Origin of the sequence: Pseudomonas sp. Pseusp97 (assembly GCF_047304025.1) — a bacterium.
Lineage (GTDB): Bacteria > Pseudomonadota > Gammaproteobacteria > Pseudomonadales > Pseudomonadaceae > Pseudomonas.
The window spans coordinates 1-16,758 of sequence record NZ_JBGLYK010000058.1; the positions used below are offsets into that span (position 1 = coordinate 1).

A 16,758-nucleotide genomic window follows, 5' to 3' on the forward strand; every position below is an offset into this window, starting at 1 on the left:
GAGCTTGCTCGCGAACCAGCCGCTGCTGCGAAGCTGTTCGCGAGCAAGCTCGCTCCTACGAAGAGCAAAAAAAACCGCGGCCCAATGGCCGCGGTTTTGCTTTGTCGCGACAGCGATCGATCAGTGAACCAGGATCGAGGCCTTCTTCTGACGCACCTTCTCCGGGTTGATCAGGAAGCGCGCCAGCGCCGGCAGCAGCCACAGGGCGCCGAACATGTTCCAGAGGAGCATGAAGGTCAGCATCAGGCCCATGTCGGCCTGGAACTTGATCGCCGAGAAGATCCAGGTGGCGACGCCGATGGCCAGGCACAGCCCGGTGAACAGCACCGCTTTACCCGTGGACTTCAGGGTCTCGTAGTAGGCCTCCTGCAGGGACAGGCCCTGGCGCAGGAAGGACTCCAGGCGGGTGTAGATGTAGATGCCGTAGTCCACGCCGATGCCCACACCCAGCGCGATCACCGGCAGGGTCGCCACCTTCACGCCGATGCCCAGGGTCGCCATCAGCGCGTTGCCCAGCACCGAGGTGAGGATCAGCGGCAGCACGATGCACAGGGTCGCGGCGAAGGAGCGGAAGGTGATCAGGCACATCACCGCCACGCAGATGTACACCAGGATCAGGATGGTCAGTTCCGAGTGCTTGATCACGTCGTTGGTGGCGGCCTCGATACCGGCGTTACCGGCGGCGAGCTTGAACTTCAGGTCGTCCTTCTCGTTGGCCTTGGCGAAGTCCTGCACGACGGCCACGGCGCGGTCGAGGGTCTCGGCCTTGTGGTCGTTGAGGAACACCAGCAGGGGCGCCAGCGAGCAGTTGCTGTTGAACAGGCCTTCGGCGCGGCTGATGGAGTTGTTCAGCACGTCCTGGTTGCGCGACAGCGACTCCCACTTCAGGTTGCCTTCGTTCATGCCCTTGATCATCTGCTTGGAGACGGTGACCAGGGAGATGGCCGACTGCACGCCCTGGGTGTTCTCCAGGCGCCAGGCCAGCTCGTCGATGGCGGACAGGGTCTTGTGGGTCGAGCAGCCTTCGGCCTCGGACGCCACCATCACCACCAGCACGTCGGAGCTGGTCGAGTAGTTGCGGATGATGAAGTCGTTGTCCAGGTTGTAGCGCGAGTCCGGACGCAGCTCCGGCGCACCCTGGTCGAGGTCGCCGATCTTCAGGTGATGGCCCTGCCACATGCCGCCGGCGAACATCGCCAGGGCAATGACCACGGAAATCGGCGCCACGGTCGGGCTGGCGAAGTTGGACAGCGCACGCCAGAAGGGATGGTCGCGCACGGCGTCTTCCTTGCTGCGTTGCACCGCCTTCTTGCTGATGCCGATGTAGGAGATGGCGACCGGCAGCAGGATCAGGTTGGTGAACACGATCACCGCCACGCCGATGGAGGCGCCGATGGCCAGTTCGCGGATCACGCCGATGTCGATCACCAGCAGGGTGATGAAGCCCACGGCGTCGGCGAGGATCGCGATCATGCCCGGCAGGAACAGCTGGCGGAAGGTACGGCGGGCGGCCAGCAGCGGGGTTTCCGCATCGCTGGACTGCAGGGCGATACCGTTGATCTTCTGCACGCCGTGGGAGATACCGATGGCGAAGATCAGGAACGGCACCAGCATCGAGTACGGGTCCAGCCCGAAGCCGATGATGTGCAGCAGGCCCAGTTGCCAGATCACCGCCACCAGAGTGGTGGACAGCACGGCGATGGTGGAGCGCACGCACTTGGTGAACCACAGCAGCAGCACCAGGGTGATGACGAAGCAGATGCCGAAGAAGCCGACCACCATCAGCAGGCCGTCGATCAGGTCACCGACCTTCTTGGCGAAGCCGGTGATGTGGACCTTCACATTGGGGTTCTGCAGCTGGTACTTGTCGCGGATCTTCTCTTCCAGCTCATGGGAGAACTGGCGGTAGTCCAGCTTCATCAGCTTGCCCTGGTCCTTCGGGTCCGGGTAGACCTCCAGCAGCGGCACGTCGACGATGCTCGACTTGAAGTTGTTGGCCACCAGGCGGCCGATCTGGCCGGACTTGAGCACGTTGTTGCGCAACAGGTCGAGGGCCTTGGCGGAACCGTCGTAGGTCTGCGGAATCACCTCGCCACCGGCGAAGCCTTCCTCGGTCACCTCGGTCCAGCGCACGCTCGGGCTCCACAGCGACTTCATGCCGGAGCGGTCGACGCCGGGGATGTAGAAGACCTCGTCATGGATCTGCCGCAGCGTCTCCATGTATTCCTTGGTGAAGATGTCGCCATTCACCGCCTCCACCGAGATGCGCACGGTGTTGCCGAGGTTGGCCAGGTCGTTGCGGTGCTCCAGCATGTTCTGGATGAACGGGTGCTGCAGCGGGATCATCTTCTCGAAGCTGGTGGACGGACGCACTTGCGTAGCCGACCAGGCGAGGAAGACGGTCACCAGCAGGCACGCGATGATCACGAACGGCCGGTGGGTGAAGATGATGCGTTCCAGGAAAGTCGCCTTGTCCTGTTGATGCTTGTTCAGAGCGTTCATTGCGGCTCCCCGGCTTATTGTTGTTCTGTCAGCTCGGCGCCGGTCGCCGAAGCCAGGTGGATACCGCCCTGGCCGACCAGGACCAGGTTGCCGTTGCCGGCCGCGCTCACGCCCGCGAGGGACAGGCGGTCCGGACGGTTGACGACGCTGAAGCTGACGCCGTCGTCCTTGCTTTCCAGCACGCTGCCGCCATGGCCGACGACGACGATGGTGCCGTCATCCAGCAGGCTGCCCTCGGAGAGGCCGAACTCCAGCTCGCCGCCATTGGCGGTGGGCAGGCTGACCTGCTGCCAGGTGTCGCCGAAATCGGTGGAGCGGAACAGGTGGCCGCGCAGGCCGTAGGCCAGGACGGTGCCGGCGTGCGTAGTGCCGGTGGCGCCGAACAGCGAGCCTTCGTAGGGGCCCTGGAGTTTTTCCCAGGTCTGGCCCCAGTCCTTGGAACGGAACATGCTGCCCGCCTCGCCGACAACGAACAGGCCGGAGTCCTTCACCGCCGCGATGGCGTTGAGGTGGAACTGGTCCTCGTTGTCCAGGCGGTCGCTGACGTCCTCCCAGCGCTGGCCGCCGTCGGTGGTTTCCAGCAGCGCGCCATAGGCGCCCACGGCCATGCCGTGGTTCTCGTCCTGGAACCAGATGTCCAGCAGCGGCGCTTCGCGCTTGAGGTCCTCGAACTGGCGCACCCAGGTGGTGCCGCCATCGGTAGTCGCCAGGACCTGGGCGTCATGGCCGACGGCCCAGCCCTTCTTGTCGTTGACGAAGAACACCGAGGTCAGCAGCTGACGGGTCGGCACGGTGGCCTGGGTCCAGCTCTTGCCTGCGTCGTCGGAATAGAGGATGTGCCCGTGATCACCCACTGCAACCAGGCGCTTGCCGGCATGCGCGATGCTCAGCAGCAGGCTGCTGGAAGCCTTGGCGGAAATGATCGAGTTGGAATCGCTGGCGGCCTCCGCTGCGGCAACGGCATGCAGCGGAGCCAGGGACATCATCAGAAAGGAAAACGCGCCGAGCAGGGAAACCGTCTTGCGCGACATCGGGAAGGAGCTTCGCACTCCCGATACGGGCTGCTCGCTCGAAGTGCGCCACAGGGGCTCACGCATATGCCTTTACCTCTTTTTCTTATGCAGGCGGTATGGAGTTCGGGGCTATATAGCCAGCCTTTTCCGGGGCTGACAATTAACGGCACGTTATCTTTTGTTAAGCCCCGGGCGCCTCACTCCAAAGGATGACTGCCAACGGCCACCTCCCTCGAAAGGTGCGCGGCTGAGGGGTTGCGACGGGTGGAGCGGTAACACTTTTTGCTTCTGCCAGACGTCTTTCCTCAGGTTTCGACGATCCGGATAAAGCCCGCCGAGACGCCGATGGCTTTCTGTAGGAGCGAGCTTGCTCGCGAACCCGCCCAACTGCGGCGCTGCCGGTTGAGTTGTTCGCGAGCAAGCTCGCTCCTACAAGGTTGCCGGCGGCCAATAAAAAAGCCCCGCCGAGGCGGGGCTTCCTGTTCACCCGACGAACTCAGCGGGTGCCGCGGCGACGCAGGGCGGACGGGCTGAAGTAGGAGTCGTCCGGTACGGCCTGGCCGAAGTCGATGGTGCTCGGCTCTTCGTTGTCCAGATTCTGCACGTGGTAGCGACGGGCCTGCAGGTCGTGGAAGGTATCCAGCGCGGTCCAGGTGGTGGGCAGCTCGTAGTAGTTCTTCAGGTAGGCCAGCGATACGCGCCACAGCTCGCCGCGACCATCATACTGGTCGACTTCGGCGGCGCCCCAGCTGTCTTCGTCGAGGAACAGCACGCGTTTGGAGTAGATGTGGCGCGAGCCCGGCTTCAGGGTGCCTTCGACGACCCATACACGGTGCAGTTCGTAGCGGGTGTACTTCGAGTTCAGGTGGTTGGGGGTCAGCAGATCCTTGTACTTAACCTCAGGGCTGGAAACCTTGTAGTTGTTGTACGGGATGTACATTTCCTTCTTGCCGATCAGCTTCCAGTCATAGCGATCCGGGGAGCCGTTGAACATGTCGGTGTCGTCGGCGGTACGCAGGCCGTCGGCGGCGGCGATCGGGGTATCGTAGGCCAGGTTCGGCGCACGGCGCACGCGGCGCTGGCCGGCGTTGTAGCCCCAGGCCTGGCGCGGTTCCTTCACCTGGTCCAGGGTCTCGTGGACCAGCGCGGCACCACCGGCCAGGCGAGCCGGGCTCTTGGTGAACGACAGGTAGTAGAACAGCAGGTTGTTCAGGTCAGCGAAGCTCTTGCCCTGGATGTAGTACTTGAACAGCGCTTCCTGCTGCGAGGTCACCAGCGAGTAGTCGCCGTTGCGCTGCACCGCCACTTCGGAGGCACGACGCACGATGAAGGTGCCGCGGTAGCGGGCGATGTGGTTCCACACCGCTTCCACGCCATTGGCCGGGATCGGGAACGGGATGCCGCCAAAGGCGTCGACGAAGCCGTTGCCGCCCTCGGCCAGCTTGGCGCTGGTGGCGTTCTTCAGGGTGTTGTCATAGACCCACTGCGGCGCTGAACCGCTGCGGCGGCTCGGGTACACCGGCATCTGGAAGGTGTCCGGGTAGGTGGCGAACAGCGCCAGGGTGCCCGGGGTCAGGTTGGCCTTGTACTGGTCGAGATTCGCCTTGGTGATGGTGTACAGCGGCTTGTCGGCGGCGAACGGATCGATATGGTGCTGGCCCGGCTTGTAGCCCGCCGGCGCCTGGGTGATGCCGCCGGTCCAGGCCGGAATGGTGCCGGCGGCGTTGCCGGCCTTTTCCGCGCCCAGCGGAGTCAGGCTGGACTGCAGCTTGGCCGCGTCCTGCGGGGATACCGCCGCCAGGGCGCTGCCGGCGGACAGGGCCAGGGCCACGGCGGCGCCGACCAGGGTACGCATGTTGCGCATGGTGAATCTCCGTGAGGTTCACGCGCCGGGGCCATGGGGCCCGGCGCGGGATTATCGTTAGAAGGAGTACTTGACGTTGAAGCCGACGTTGTCGCGGTCGCGGCTGGCGTTGTTCTGCCCGGCGCCGTAGAACTCGGTGTACTGCAGCTCGGCTTCCAGGGCGTTCAGGTAGGTGGCCTTGACGCCCAGGGTGTAGGCCTTGCGGCCTTCGATGAAGTTGCCGGTCTGGTAGGAGTTGCCCTCGAAGTCGTCCTTGTAGACGGCGTAGGGCGAGATGTTCACGCCGGCGAAGACGTCGTTCCAGGTGCCCGACAGCAGCAGGGTGTAGCCGTAGGCGTTCTTGTTCACCTGATCGTCGCGGTCGTAGCCGGAGATGTAGGCGCCGTTGCTGCGACCGGAGTAGTAGCGGGTGCTGCCGTCGTAGGCGGTGTACTTCAGGTCACTGCCGCGCAGGTGCTCGGAGGCCAGTTCCGCCACGCCCATCAGCGAGTCGAAGGACAGCGACGGGCCGAAGTTGTAGATGGTGCCCAGCGAGGTATTGAAGGCTTCGACACGCTCGTAGTTGTGGATCTGGTCGCTCATCGAGACCTGGCCGCCGCCGATGTTCACCGACTTGCCGCTGGCCAGCCCCGGTGCCTGGACCAGCAGGTCGCCGAGCAGGTCGTTGGTGGTGGCGATGCCGATCGGCAGGTTCGGGCGGTAGGCCAGTTCGCCGAACACCGAGGCGTCGCCCACGGTGGTGTTGAAGCTGAAGCCGTACATGCGGATGTTCTCGACGTACTCGCGGCGGGCATTGACCTGGTTGGCCACGTCCACCGAAGTCGCGCCGTTGACCAGGCTCAGCACCTGGCCGGCCAGGGCGTTGCCGCTGCCGGCGGCGCCCACAAGCTGGTCGTAGGAGCTGAAGCCGCCAATACCGGCCAGCTGGTCGAGGTTCACGCCGGCGTAATCGCTGTTGAGGTCGGCGTAGATGGTTGGCTCTTTGGAGTGGTAGTTGACGAAGTAGAACCCGAACTCGGTGGAGTTCAGCTCTTCGGCCACGTAGTGGAAGGCCACGCCGAACTGACCGTCGTTCTTGGCGTTGATGTCCTTGCCGACGTTGGCAACCTTGAACACGCCGTTGGAGTCCAGGTACTGGGTACCCTGCAGACCGCCCACGTGCGCCGCGGAAAGCTGCGGGTAGAGGCTCTGGAACAGGGGATTGGAGAGCGCGCCCACGGTGGTGTAGGCGGTGTTGCCGCCGTCGGCGAACAGGTCGGTCTCGGAGAAGAAGGTGCCGACCGGGTCGATGCGGGTCTCTTTCCAGTTCCACTGGTAGAAGGCGTCCATCGAGAGATTGTCGGTCAGTCCGATGTTGAAGCTCGCGGCCTCGACCGGCATCAGCACTTCTTTCAGTTCCGAGCCCGGCAGGCGGAACTTGGCAGCGTCCACCGGGTTGGTGGTGTTCACGCCACCACGGTAGAAGATGCCCTCGCCCCAGTTGAACACCTGGCGGCCCAGGCGCGCGGTCAGCGGGTGGTCGGCCACGTCCCAGTTGCCATAGACGTAGGCATCGAGGATCTCGGCGCGATTACCGGCGGCGTCGCGGGTCTCGCTGGTGAAGCGGTCGCTGTTGGGGTAGGTCTGGCTCGGCTGCGCCGGCTGGTTGTGGTCGTAGTAGTCGTTGCGCTTGTCCATGATCTGGGTGTCATAGAAAGCCGAGCCACGTACGAACAGACCGTAGTTCTTGTAGGTCGCTTCCAGGTCGGAAGTGATCTTGTACACCTCGGAAACCAGGCCGGTGCTGAAGTTGCGGTTGCCGTCGTTGCCGTTGATGTCGTTGTTCGTCTTGTCCTGGCCCTGCACACGCCACAGGGCGCCGTAGGAAACAGTGCTGTCCAGCGAGCCGGAGACTTCGTTGTCGAGGAAGCTGAACTCGACGGCGGTCGCCTGGGCGGACATCAGCAGCGGCAGGATGCCTGCCAGGGCGAAGCCCGCACGAGCAGGCGCATAACGCAAGACGGGCTTGCGAACCGGGATTTCCATTAGGACTCACTCCATGGACTGATCATTCTTTGGCGGTGCCGCCACTGCGGGCGGTTCACCGTTTTCAGCCGTTACTCCACGGCCTTGTTGTCGTCGATCTGAAGGACATTCCCCCAAGGTGCTCGACATGCCTCCCGCCCCATCGGACGGGCAAAGGCTAAGCGGGGTCCGCCGGTGCAACCCCAGTGCCAAGAGCGGCGATGTATCCGATTCTGCTTACAAAAAATAAAGAATCTGCGCGCTACTTTTTGTGACTGGTCGTTCACTGATCAAATAAAGTGACCGATCGCGCCATTCACCACCCCGCGTGGCGCAATCCGCCCCTGAAGGCGCGACGCAGACACATCGGCGCTTTTTCCCCAATATCGGAAAGCGATAAGAATGAAAGAGGTTAATTTCGATAGGTAACAAAAAGGTGTTACCAACCAAGGTTGGTAACACCTTTTCGAAAGTGCAGGGCGCCCCTGGGAAGGGGCGCGGCGGGTGTGTTAAGCGAGGCTCTTGCTGACCACTTCGTATACATCGCTGGACAGCTCGCCGGAGGCGAGGATGCGTTCCAGCTCGGCCTTCATCAGCGCCTGGCGCGCCGGCGCGTACTTGCGCCAGCGAGTCAGCGGCGTCAGCAGGCGCGAAGCGATCTGCGGGTTGAGCGCGTTGAGGGTGATGATCTGGTCGGCCAGGAAGCGGTAGCCGGCGCCGTCCGCGCGGTGGAAGTTGACCGCGTTCTGGTTGGCGAAGGCTCCGATCAGCGCACGGATCTTGTTCGGGTTCTTCAGGGTGAAGGCCGGATGCTTCGTCAGCTCCTGCACGCGCTCCAGCCCACCCGGCAATGTGCAGCCGGCCTGGACGCTGAACCACTGGTCCATCACCAGCGGGTCGTCCTTGAAGTAGTCGGCGAACATCGCCAGCGCCTCGGCTTTCTCCTTCTCGAAAGAAGAGTTGACCAGCACGGCCAGCGCGGTCAGGCGCTCGGTCATGTTGTCGCAATCCTTGTACTGCTCCTGGCAGGCAGCGAGCACTTCGGCCTTGCCGCTCTGCATCAGGTAGGAAAGCGCGATGTTCTGCAGGCTGCGTCGAGCGATATGCGAGGCCTCGGCCACGTAGGCAGTCTCGCGGGACTGCTTGCGGTTGGCCTGGTAGCGCTCCCACAGCTGCTCGTGCAGCGCCGCGCCGATCTGCTGGCGAGCGAACTCGCGGGCGGCGTGGATCGCCTCGACATCGGCCACTTCGCTGATCTCGGTGAGGTACGCCTCGCTGGGCAGCGAGAGCATCTCGGCGACCATGGCCTGATCCAGGCCGGTGTCCAGCAGCAGGGTGCGGAAGGCGGTGATCAGGCGCTCGTCGAGCACCAGCTTCTCACCACGCTGGTGCTGGCCGATCAGCTCCTGCAGGACCTGCACCGACAGCTGCTGGCCGGCTTCCCAGCGGTTGAAGCCATCCTCGTCGTGCTGCATGAGGAACATCAGCTGGTCGCGGTCATACGGGAAGCTCAGCTTCACCGGCGCGGAGAAACCACGCAGCAGCGAAGGCAGCGGCTTCTCGGCGATGCCGACGAAGGTGAAGGACTGCTCGGCCTCGGTGACCTGCAGCACGCGGTCGCTGCCATGGGCGTGCTCTTCGCCCTTGAGGCGCAGCGACAGGGCGTTGCCCAGCTTGTCGATCAGGCCCATCTGCACCGGGATGACGAAGGGCAGCTTCTCGCTCTGCCCCGGCGTGGCCGGGCAGCTCTGGCGGAAGGTCAGGGTGTAGCTCTGCGCCGCGGCGTCGAAGCTCTCCTCCACCGCCAGGCGCGGGGTGCCGGACTGGCTGTACCAGCGCTTGAACTGGGTGAGGTCGACGCCGTTGGCATCTTCCATGGCCTTGACGAAGTCGTCGCAGGTCACGGCCTGGCCGTCATGGCGTTCGAAGTACAGGTCGGTGCCCTTGCGGAAGCCGTCGGCGCCCAGCAGGGTGTGGATCATCCGCACCACTTCCGAGCCCTTCTCGTAGACGGTCAGGGTGTAGAAGTTGGAAATCTCGATGAAGGAATCCGGGCGCACCGGGTGCGCCATGGGACCGGCGTCCTCGGCGAACTGGTTGGTGCGCAGGAAGGCCACGTCCTCGACGCGCTTGACGGTGCGCGAGTTCATGTCGGCGGAGAACTCGCTGTCGCGGAACACGGTGAAGCCTTCCTTGAGCGACAGCTGGAACCAGTCGCGGCAGGTCACGCGGTTGCCCGACCAGTTGTGGAAGTACTCGTGGGCGACCACGCCTTCGACGCGCTGGTGCGCGGCGTCGGTGGCGGTCTCGGCCTTGGCCAGCACGCAGCTGGAGTTGAAGATGTTGAGGCCCTTGTTCTCCATCGCGCCCATGTTGAAGTCGTTGACCGCGACGATCATGAAGATGTCCAGGTCGTACTCGCGGCCGTAGACCTTCTCGTCCCAGCGCATGGAGTTCTTCAGGCTGTCCATGGCGTGCTGGACCTTGTCGATGTTCTCCGGCTCGACATAGATGCGCAGGGTGACGTCGCGCTCGCTCATGGTGGTGAACTGGTCTTCCACACACCAGAGGTCGCCGGCCACCAGGGCGAACAGGTAGGCCGGCTTCTTGAACGGGTCCTGCCAGGTCGCCCAGTGGCGGCCGCCCTCTTCCGAGCCGCTGGCCACCGGGTTGCCGTTGGACAGGAGCACCGGGTACTGGTGCTGCTCGGCCGACAGCGTGGTGGTGAAGCTGCTCATCACGTCCGGGCGGTCGAGGTAGTAGGTGATCTTGCGGAAGCCTTCGGCCTCGCACTGAGTGCAGAACATCTTGCCGGACTTGTACAGGCCTTCCAGCGCGGTGTTGCTTTCCGGGTGGATGCGCACGGTGCTGTCGACGGTGAAGGTCTTCGCGGTCGGCTGCAGGGTCAGGTGATTCTCGTCGAGCTGGTACTGGCCGGCTTCGAGAGGCTGGTCATCCAGCGCCAGCGCCAGCAGCTCCAGCTGTTGGCCGTCGAGCACCAGCGGCGGCAGGCCGTCGCCACGCTCGGGGTTGCGGCGCATCACCAGCTGCGCGTGGACCAGGGTGTGGTCCTCGTACAGCTCGAAGGTCAGGTTGGTCTCGTCGATCAGGTACTCGGGCGCCTGATAATCCTTGAGGTAGATGACTTTCGGTTGCTCGGTACGCATGGCTTTTGGCCCCTTGGAAGGCGGCAGGCGGGATGGGCCGGCCGGAGGAATACTTGACTCTAGCGATTGGAAACGGCGCGGGCGAGTCGGGAAGCATCTATCCCTAGATGCGTTCCCCGTGCCGGAAATTCAATGCAGGTTCGATCAGGCGCTGATGGCCAGCTGGTACGCGGTGAACTTGCGCACGTTGATCACGCCGGTATCGAAGATCAGGTACTGGCCCTTGATGCCCTGCAGGGTACCCTCGACCACCGGCGTCTTGTCCAGGTCGAAGCTGGTGATCTTGGGCAGGTAGGCCTCCACCGGATAGCTGATCTCGATGGGCTGCATGTCCATCACCGGCTGGATCGCCTGCAGGCCGAAGCGCTGTTGCAGGGCGACGATGCCCTCGGCGCAGGCGTCGAAGATCTGTTCGCGGATGGCGATCAGGTCCAGCGGCTCGGCCTCGCCCTTGAGCAGCGCGCGCCAGTTGGTGCGGTCGGCGACCTGGCTGCGCAGCAGGTCCTCGACGAAGCCGGATTGCTGGCGGGTCGCCACGCGCATGATCGGCAGGGCCTGGCGCGCCCCCTGGTCGATCCAGCGGGTCGGCACCTGGGTGGCGCGGGTGATGCCTACTTTCACGCCCGAAGAGTTGGCCAGGTAGACCACGTGGTCGGTCATGCAGAAGCGCTCGCCCCACTCCGGATCGCGGCAGGAGCCTTCCTCGAAGTGGCACTTCTCCGGGCTCATGATGCAGCTGTCGCATTGCGCCAGCTTGGTGAAGCACGGGTAGCAGTAGCCCTGGGCGAAGCTTTTCTTGGTCTTGCGCGAGCAATGGCTGCAGAAGATCTCACCCAGGTATTCCAGGCGCACGGTCTTGCCGATCAGCGGGTTGACCGGGACCTGCGCGTCGCCCAGGCGAAAGGCGTACTGCACGGGGCTTTCCAGGCGCGCCGACATCTTGTCCAGGGCGCCGCGTCCAAGTTCCTGCATCAGTGCAGCGAATTGGAGGAGAAGAGGATGTTCGGGATCGGCTCGGCGTGGGACTCGCAAGCCTGCGGGCCCATGTAGCCGGTGCGCTGGTCCTCGGGCAGGTTGTCGGTCTCCCAGGCGATCATGGCCTGCAGCGACAGCTCCTTCTGCTCCTGGGAGAGCTTGCGGCCGTCGGGCCATTTGCCGATTTCCACGGCCAGCTTGAGGCTCTCGTAGATCTCGGGGGTGATGTTCTGGATCATTTCGGCGAAGGACGACATGGGCCGGCTCCTGCTGGGGAAAAACGAAGCCGGCATTCTACCGGGCGAAAGCCCTGCGCGCACGAACGCCAGTCAATCGGTTGTGCAGCTCCCGTTCAGCCAGGGGCTACTTTCGCAGGATGGCGTGGAGCGAAGCGATACCCATCATTCCCGGAATCGATCGCGGCCATTGTAGGAGCGAGCTTGCTCGCGAACGGGCTCGCCGGACACTACTGGGCTCGGCGGTTCGCGAGCAAGCTCGCTCCTACAGGTTCAGACTCAGGCTGCGCGACGCCGCGCCAGCAAACCGCCGATCAGACCACTCAGGCAACCCGCCACCAGCCCGCCGACGTGGGCGCCGTTGGCGATCGAGCCGAAGCCGAGCAGGTCGATCACGCCCGACAGGCACACCAGCAGCCAGATCAGCATCATCACCACCACGCCCTTGGGCAGGTGATAGGCCGGCGTCGGCGCCAGGCGCTGGAAGATCCAGCAATGACCGAGCAGACCGTAAAGCACGCCGGACAGCCCGCCGAACAGGCTCGGCCCGCTGACGCCGTACTGCACCAGGTTCGATACCAGGCCGAAGCCCAGGCTCAGCCCCAGCAGCATCCAGGCGCCCTGGCGATATTCGATGCGCCGGCCCAGCTCCCAGTACCACATGGCGTTCATCGCCAGGTGCAGCCAGCCGAAGTGGATCAGCATGGGCGTGAACAGGCGCCACCACTGCCCCTGCGCCAGCGTGTCGGACAATGGATAGAACAGCGCGCGGTCCTCGCCGACCAGCTGGAAGTTCTGGAAGGTGAACCAGCGCAGCGTCTCCGGGGAGGTGCCGAGCAGGGTGATGGCGGCCACCACGAAGGTCACCAGCAGCACCGCCGCGGTCATCCGGCTCATCTTCAGCTGCTGGATGAAACCCGGCCCGCGGCGCGGCGTTTCGGCCTGCACAGTGAACTCCGGATCGCCCTGCGGATAGCGCTGGTACAGGCTGCGAACCTGCTCGGCCAGCTGGGAGTCGGGCACCCAGAGCACCTGCTCGCCGGATTCCTCGCTGACCCGGAAAGGCACGTTCAGCCGCCGCAGCAGGCCGACGAACGCTCCCAGGTCGACCGCCGCCGGCAACCGCATCGCTTCAACTGCGCTCACTCGTCGCCCTCCGGACGCTTCACATCCACCCAGACGAACTTGTTGCGGTCCAGCCGCGTTTCGTCATCCAGCCGATAGGCCGCGAGCTTGCCGTACATCACCGCGCTGTAGTCCAGGCAGGCGAGGTTCGGGCGGATCGGCGCGGGGGTGCCGCGCCGCCAGTAGTGGCCGACGAACAGCAGCGGCTCGTCGGCACCGTAGGTCAGCAGGCGGGACTTCTGCTCCTCGCTCAGGCGCTCGCTGGCCACCTCGTCGGGCAGCGCGTCGGGCTGGAACACGATGTCGCCATAGGTCTCCGGGGCGCGGTCCTCTTCCCAGAACTTGGTGCGGAAGAAGGCGCGGGTGAAGCCGTCGCTGCCGGTCAGGGTCAGGCCGTTGGGCAGGCGCATGTCGGTGCCGCGCAGCAGGCGGTCGCAGGCTTGCTGAGCGAAGCTGCCCGGCTCGGCGGTGGCCTTGAGGAAGGCTTCGTCGATGCGCCCGTCGGGGAACTGCTGGCGCAGCGCGTCGATCACGCCGTGGTCCCAGCAGGCGTGGACCATGCGGAAGCGCCCGGCATCGAGGAACAGCGGCATCTCCTGGAACCAGCCGAGGAAGTCGCGCCAGTCCGCCGGATGGCCTTCGAACTGATCCAGCGTTTCCTTGATCAGCCGGGCGTGGCGCGGCGTGTGTTCGCGCACGTACTGGCGACCGCTGCCCGGCGCGGCGGGTGTGGACCAGCCGAGGGCGTTGAACTCATGGTTGCCCATGATGCACAGCGCCTCGCCGGCGGCGACCATGTCGTGCACCCGGTGCAACGCTTCGCGGATGCGCGGGCCGCGGTCGATGAGGTCGCCCAGGAACAGCGCCTGGCGCCTTGCATGCCGCCACACGCCGCCCTGCAGCCGGTAGCCCAGGCGCTCCAGCAGGTGGTCGAGGGTGTGCGCGCAGCCGTGGATGTCGCCGATCAGGTCGTAGCCGCGTGCGGGGTCGAGTTCCATCACTCGCTGCTCCCGAGGCGACTGCCCCAGCCCAGCTTGGTCCGGCAGACCTCATAATAGTTATGGTCGATCGGGTGGATCAGGCGCAGTTTCTGCGGCTTCTTGCTCACCGTGACGGTGTCGCCCGGCGCGCAGGTGAAGTGGTTCTGGCCGTCGCAGGAGACCTGCGGGTAGATCTGCATGTTCGGCGAGACGACGATCTTCAGCTCACTGTTGCCGTCGACCACTATGGGCCGGCTGGACAGCATGTGCGGGTACATCGGCACGACCACGATGGCGTCCAGCTTCGGATGCATGATCGGCCCGCCGGCGGACAGCGCGTACGCCGTGGAACCGGTCGGGGTGGCGACGATCAGGCCGTCGGCCTTCTGGCTGCAGACGAACTGGCCGTCGATGTACAGCTCGAACTCGATCATCCGCGTGGACTTGCCGGGGTGCAGCACCACATCGTTCAGCGCGTCGCCCTGGCCGATGGACTCGCCGTGGCGGCGCACCAGGGCATCGAGCAGGAAGCGGCTCTCGACTATGTACTGGCCGCCGAGCACTTCGGCGACCTTGGTTTCCAGCTCGTCGGGGCGGATATCGGTGAGGAAGCCCAGGCTGCCGCGGTTGATCCCCAGCACCGGCACCTTGTGCCTTGCCAGGGCGCGCGCGGCGCCGAGCATGCTGCCATCGCCGCCGACCACGATGACGAGGTCGCAGATCTCGCCCATGATCTTTCGCGAGCAGGTCTGCAGGCCGTGGCCCGGAAGCACTTCGGCGATGGTGTCCTCGAGGATCACGTGCAGGTGGCGCTCGGTGAGGAATTTCTTCAGCCGGCGGATGGTTTCCAGGACCTGGGTACTGCCCAGGCGGCCGATGATGCCGATATTGCGAAAGGGTTCCATGGGACTCCGGACGGCGTTGCGGGGCTCGAATGTCGGAATTATGGGCGAAAGGCGGAAGCAGCGGCAAACCGCAGCGTGGCCGGGGGCCCCGCTTAACGGCTAGGCTTGGGGCATGACTGACTTCACCGCCCTGCTCGACGAGTTGCTGATCGACCTGCGCCAGCCGCAGGTCCGCGACCTCGCCTGGACGCTGCTCTCCCCGCCCCTGCTGCAGCCCGGCAGCCCCGCGCTGCGCCATCCGCTGAGCGCCAGCCGCTGGTACTCGCAGCCTTCGCTACTGGCCGATTGGCTGTGCGCCCAGGAAGCCTCGCCGGAGGAGTTGCTGGCGCAATTGGAGTCAGCGCCGCACCAGCGCTTGGGGCGCTATTACGAACGCCTCTGGCAGTACGCCCTGGAGCGCGCGCCGGACCTGCGCCTGCTGGCCGCCAACCTGCCGGTGCGCGCCAACGGCCAGACCCTGGGTGAACTGGACCTGCTGCTGGAGGACGACGACGGCCTGCACCACCTGGAACTGGCCATCAAGCTCTACCTCGGCCCCAGCGACGACGGCCCCGACTCCTGGCTCGGGCCCGGCGCCGAAGACCATCTGCTGCGCAAGATCGAGCACTTCTACCAGCACCAGCTGCCGCTCTCCTCCACCGCTGAGGGGCTGGCCGTGGTACGCGAATACAGCAATGCCGAGCCTTCACCGGGTCTATGGCTCGGCGGCTACCTGTTCTACTCCTGGCCCACGCCCTGTCCGCCGCCGGCCGGAGCCAGCGCCAACCACCAGCGCGGCCGCTGGCTGCACCGGCGCGCCTGGGCGGCCTACCAGGCGCAGCACCCGCACGGCTGGCAGGCCCTGTCCCGCAAAGGCTGGCTCTCCCCGGCCGCCGAAGATGAAAGCTGGGGCCCGGAGCGCTTCGCCGCCTGGCTGGCGCAACTGCCGGAGGATGGCTTCCCGCAGATGCTGGTGCGCATGGAGTATCACCAGGGACGCTGGCGCGAGCAGGAACGCCTGTTCCTGGTGGGTGACCGCTGGCCACGGGTGCACAGCGGCTACATGCGCTGAGCGGCGAGGACCTTCAATTTCTCATCCAGCGCCCGGCGCCCCTGCAGGCCGCCGCTGTGGATGGCGACGATGCGGGTACCGCACGCGATGTGCCCCGCAGCTATTTCATCGTGCATCGCCAGCAGCAACTTGCCGGTGTACAGCGGCTCCAGCGGCACGCCGCATTCGGCTTCCGTCGCCAGGATGAAGTGCGCCAGTGTCGCGTCGATCCGCGCGAAGCCGCCACGGCTGGCGTCGATCAGGCGATAGCCCTCGTTGGCTGCGCCCGCTTCGCGCAGCAGCTCCGCCACTTGCGTGTCGACACCGTGCCCCGGCGGCACCGCCATGGCGCCCACCACCGGATGGGCGCCGCGCTCGCCCAGCACCAGGCCGGCCAGGGTCGTGCCGGTGCCGCAGGCCGCCCAGAGCTGGTGATAGTCATCCCAGCCGACATCGCCAAGCTGCCGGCGAATCTGCGCAATCAACGGTGAGCAGCCCTGCGCACCGGCAAGCCCGCTGCCGCCCTCGCCGACCGCCAGCAACCTGGGATAGCGCTCGCGCCAGGAGGCCCAGAAATCAGCCTCGTGACGCCGGCGATAGCCAGCATAGCCAAGCCAGTGGAGCTGCATGCCGAGCTGGCGCAGGTCGGCCACCGTGGGATTGTCCTGTTCGTCGCCGCGAAGCAATCCGACGGTGTCGAAGCCGAACCGCGCGCCGGCGGCGGCTACCGCATGCAGGTGATTGGAATGAGCACCGCCCAGGGTCATCACGCCCTGCAGACCAAGGCCGATGGCCTGCTGGAGGTATGGCGCGAGCTTGAACCACTTGTTGCCGGAAACCAGCGCATCCACAAGGTCAAGGCGCAACAGCGCGAGCTCGACGCCGGCGCGGTCGAGCCAATCCAGGCGGACGCGTTGCAGAGGCGCTTCGGGGTGCCAGTCGGGAAACCGCAAGGCG

The 16,758-nt window shown here is 65.2% G+C and carries 12 protein-coding genes; 1 reads left to right on the forward strand and 11 read right to left on the reverse strand.

Translation table 11 applies throughout. The features are described from left to right. Nucleotides 1-120: 120 nt before the first annotated feature. From ACCC94_RS12475 to ACCC94_RS12520, 10 genes are all read right to left on the reverse strand, one after another. Entirely contained in the window at nucleotides 121-2,502 is a 2,382-nt protein-coding gene (locus ACCC94_RS12475; protein WP_413349775.1) for an efflux RND transporter permease subunit, read from the reverse strand. Nucleotides 2,503-2,516: 14 nt separating this feature from the next. Beyond that, nucleotides 2,517-3,533 carry a WD40/YVTN/BNR-like repeat-containing protein gene (locus tag ACCC94_RS12480; RefSeq protein ID WP_413349776.1) on the reverse strand — a complete coding sequence of 339 codons (1,017 nt, stop codon included), beginning with the start codon at nucleotides 3,531-3,533 and terminating at the stop codon, nucleotides 2,517-2,519. Nucleotides 3,534-4,011: 478 nt separating this feature from the next. Then, nucleotides 4,012-5,379, reverse strand: coding sequence for a DUF1329 domain-containing protein (locus ACCC94_RS12485; RefSeq protein WP_413349777.1), 1,368 nt, complete (start codon nucleotides 5,377-5,379; stop codon nucleotides 4,012-4,014). Between the two features lie 57 nt (nucleotides 5,380-5,436). After that, the gene (locus ACCC94_RS12490; protein WP_413349778.1) at nucleotides 5,437-7,404 is read right to left on the reverse strand and encodes a DUF1302 domain-containing protein; all 1,968 of its coding nucleotides are present in this window, start codon (nucleotides 7,402-7,404) and stop codon (nucleotides 5,437-5,439) included. Nucleotides 7,405-7,892: 488 nt separating this feature from the next. Continuing rightward, nucleotides 7,893-10,550 (reverse strand): aminopeptidase N, encoded by a 2,658-nt coding sequence (gene pepN, locus ACCC94_RS12495; protein WP_413349779.1) that lies wholly within the window; start codon nucleotides 10,548-10,550, stop codon nucleotides 7,893-7,895. A gap of 144 nt (nucleotides 10,551-10,694) precedes the next feature. Then, nucleotides 10,695-11,522, reverse strand: coding sequence for a DUF2797 domain-containing protein (locus ACCC94_RS12500; RefSeq protein WP_413349780.1), 828 nt, complete (start codon nucleotides 11,520-11,522; stop codon nucleotides 10,695-10,697). Next, nucleotides 11,522-11,782 carry a YeaC family protein gene (locus tag ACCC94_RS12505; protein ID WP_413349781.1) on the reverse strand — a complete coding sequence of 87 codons (261 nt, stop codon included), beginning with the start codon at nucleotides 11,780-11,782 and terminating at the stop codon, nucleotides 11,522-11,524. The genes ACCC94_RS12500 and ACCC94_RS12505 overlap by 1 nt, the downstream gene beginning before the upstream one ends. Nucleotides 11,783-12,040: 258 nt before the next feature. Then, nucleotides 12,041-12,907 carry a rhomboid family intramembrane serine protease gene (locus tag ACCC94_RS12510; RefSeq protein ID WP_413349782.1) on the reverse strand — a complete coding sequence of 289 codons (867 nt, stop codon included), beginning with the start codon at nucleotides 12,905-12,907 and terminating at the stop codon, nucleotides 12,041-12,043. Further along, a complete protein-coding gene (locus ACCC94_RS12515; protein ID WP_413349783.1) occupies nucleotides 12,904-13,884 on the reverse strand; it encodes a metallophosphoesterase in 981 nt (326 codons plus the stop codon). Before ACCC94_RS12515 ends, ACCC94_RS12510 begins: the two co-directional genes overlap by 4 nt. After that, on the reverse strand, nucleotides 13,884-14,771 hold the full coding sequence (locus ACCC94_RS12520; RefSeq protein ID WP_017519352.1) for an NAD(+) kinase: 888 nt from the start codon (nucleotides 14,769-14,771) through the stop codon (nucleotides 13,884-13,886). Before ACCC94_RS12520 ends, ACCC94_RS12515 begins: the two co-directional genes overlap by 1 nt. A gap of 112 nt (nucleotides 14,772-14,883) precedes the next feature. On the opposite strand from ACCC94_RS12520, the gene ACCC94_RS12525 reads away from it, so the two are divergent. After that, nucleotides 14,884-15,822 carry a DUF1853 family protein gene (locus ACCC94_RS12525; protein ID WP_413349784.1) on the forward strand — a complete coding sequence of 313 codons (939 nt, stop codon included), beginning with the start codon at nucleotides 14,884-14,886 and terminating at the stop codon, nucleotides 15,820-15,822. Here ACCC94_RS12525 and ACCC94_RS12530 read toward each other — a convergent pair. Further along, complete coding sequence (locus ACCC94_RS12530) at nucleotides 15,810-16,754, reverse strand: 1-aminocyclopropane-1-carboxylate deaminase/D-cysteine desulfhydrase (protein WP_413349785.1); 945 nt, start codon at nucleotides 16,752-16,754, stop codon at nucleotides 15,810-15,812. The genes ACCC94_RS12525 and ACCC94_RS12530 overlap by 13 nt on opposite strands. Nucleotides 16,755-16,758 lie beyond the last annotated feature (4 nt).

Bases quoted from the DNA above. Each gene is read 5' to 3' on its own strand.
- ACCC94_RS12520 (WP_017519352.1), bottom strand. From the start codon at position 14,771: ATGGAACCCTTTCGCAATATCGGCATCATCGGCCGCCTGGGCAGTACC.
- ACCC94_RS12525 (WP_413349784.1), top strand. From the start codon at position 14,884: ATGACTGACTTCACCGCCCTGCTCGACGAGTTGCTGATCGACCTGCGC.
- ACCC94_RS12485 (WP_413349777.1), bottom strand. From the start codon at position 5,379: ATGCGCAACATGCGTACCCTGGTCGGCGCCGCCGTGGCCCTGGCCCTG.
- ACCC94_RS12475 (WP_413349775.1), bottom strand. From the start codon at position 2,502: ATGAACGCTCTGAACAAGCATCAACAGGACAAGGCGACTTTCCTGGAA.
- pepN (WP_413349779.1), bottom strand. From the start codon at position 10,550: ATGCGTACCGAGCAACCGAAAGTCATCTACCTCAAGGATTATCAGGCG.
- ACCC94_RS12515 (WP_413349783.1), bottom strand. From the start codon at position 13,884: ATGGAACTCGACCCCGCACGCGGCTACGACCTGATCGGCGACATCCAC.
- ACCC94_RS12505 (WP_413349781.1), bottom strand. From the start codon at position 11,782: ATGTCGTCCTTCGCCGAAATGATCCAGAACATCACCCCCGAGATCTAC.
- ACCC94_RS12480 (WP_413349776.1), bottom strand. From the start codon at position 3,533: ATGTCGCGCAAGACGGTTTCCCTGCTCGGCGCGTTTTCCTTTCTGATG.
- ACCC94_RS12490 (WP_413349778.1), bottom strand. From the start codon at position 7,404: ATGGAAATCCCGGTTCGCAAGCCCGTCTTGCGTTATGCGCCTGCTCGT.
- ACCC94_RS12500 (WP_413349780.1), bottom strand. From the start codon at position 11,522: ATGCAGGAACTTGGACGCGGCGCCCTGGACAAGATGTCGGCGCGCCTG.